The sequence below is a fragment of the Actinocorallia sp. API 0066 genome, from assembly GCF_020991275.1.
Lineage (GTDB): Bacteria > Actinomycetota > Actinomycetes > Streptosporangiales > Streptosporangiaceae > Actinocorallia.
In genome coordinates, this window is the sequence record NZ_JAJLQY010000035.1 from 1 (window position 1) to 1,311 (window position 1,311).

Here is a 1,311-nt window from a genome sequence, read left to right on the forward strand (position 1 = left end):
AAGCGGCACTCGCGGCAGTGGCGGAGGTTCCCGCGTGATCCGGCAGGGGTTCAGGGTCGAACTCGCCCCGGCCCCCGAGCAGGCCGCCCGGCTCGGGCAGCACGCCGGACTGTCGCGAGTCGTGGAGAACTTCTGTCTCGAACTCGTCCGCGCCGCCCTCGATCAGCGGAAAGCGGAAAAGACCTACGGGATCCCCGAGGAGGAGTTGACGGCGGTTCCGTGGTCGGCTCCCGAGCTGGAACGCGCGTGGCGGGTCGCTCACCCCGACCGGTTCCCGTGGTTCGGTGAGGAATGCCTGTCGTCGCGGGTGCCGAAGGAGGCGTGCCGGGTCCGTGCGGCCGGGTTCAAGAACTTCTTCGCCTCCCGGTCGGGGAAGCGGAAGGGCCGGAAGGTCGGGTTTCCTGGTTGGCGGAAGCGTCGGGACGGGTCGCGGTTCCGGTACGACGCGAACCGAGCCCACCCCCGGTCGGAGCGGGTTGTGCGGCTCCCTGGCATCGGTGACGTCACCACCCGCGAGGACATGGGGTGGCTGACCAGCCGGATCAACGGCGGAACCGCCCGCGTGATCGGCGCGACCGTGAAGGAGCAGGCGGGGCGCTGGTGGCTGTCGTTCCAGATCGAACTCGACCGGACCGACCTGAACGCCCGTCGTGCCGTCCCCGCCGACGCGCCCGCGTGCGGGATCGACCTGGGGGTGAAGACGTTCGCGACTATCGTGGACGACGACGGCACCGTCACCGAGGTCCACGCGCCCAAGCCGTTGAGGGCCGCGCTGCGGAAGCTCCGCAAGGCCAACAAGCGACTCGCGCGCACTCAGCGCGGGTCGGCGAACCGGAAGAAAACCGTCTCCAAGGTGGCGAAAGTCCACCTGGACGTCGCCCACCAACGGAACGATTTCCTGCACAAGGCCACCACGATGCTCGCGAGAACCAAACGAGTCATCGCGGTGGAGACGCTGAACGTCGCCGGGATGGTGAAGAGCCGGCGACTGTCCCGCGCGATCTCCGACCTCGGATTCGCCGAGTTCGCCCGCCAACTGGACTACAAAGCCCAGTGGTACGGGTCGCAGGTGTGGCGGGCCGACCAGTGGTTCCCCTCCTCCCGGCTGTGCGGGGCGTGCGGCACCAAGAACGAGGAACTCACCCTCTCCGACCGGGTGTGGATGTGCGCGTGCGGCACGGCCCATGACCGGGACGTGAACGCCGCCCGGAACCTCCTGAACGAGGCGCTTCGAACCGTCGCGTGAGCGGCCGTCGCCGGGAAGTTCCCCGGAGACGTCAAACGCCTGCGGAGGCGACGTAAGACCTTGGC

The 1,311-nt window shown here is 69.0% G+C and carries 1 protein-coding gene; it reads left to right on the top strand.

The features are described 5' to 3' along the window. The first annotated feature begins 34 nt into the window (after positions 1-34). A complete protein-coding gene (locus tag LO762_RS32215) occupies positions 35-1,246 on the top strand; it encodes a transposase (RefSeq protein ID WP_230620141.1) in 1,212 nt (403 codons plus the stop codon). The last annotated feature ends 65 nt before the right edge of the window (positions 1,247-1,311 follow it).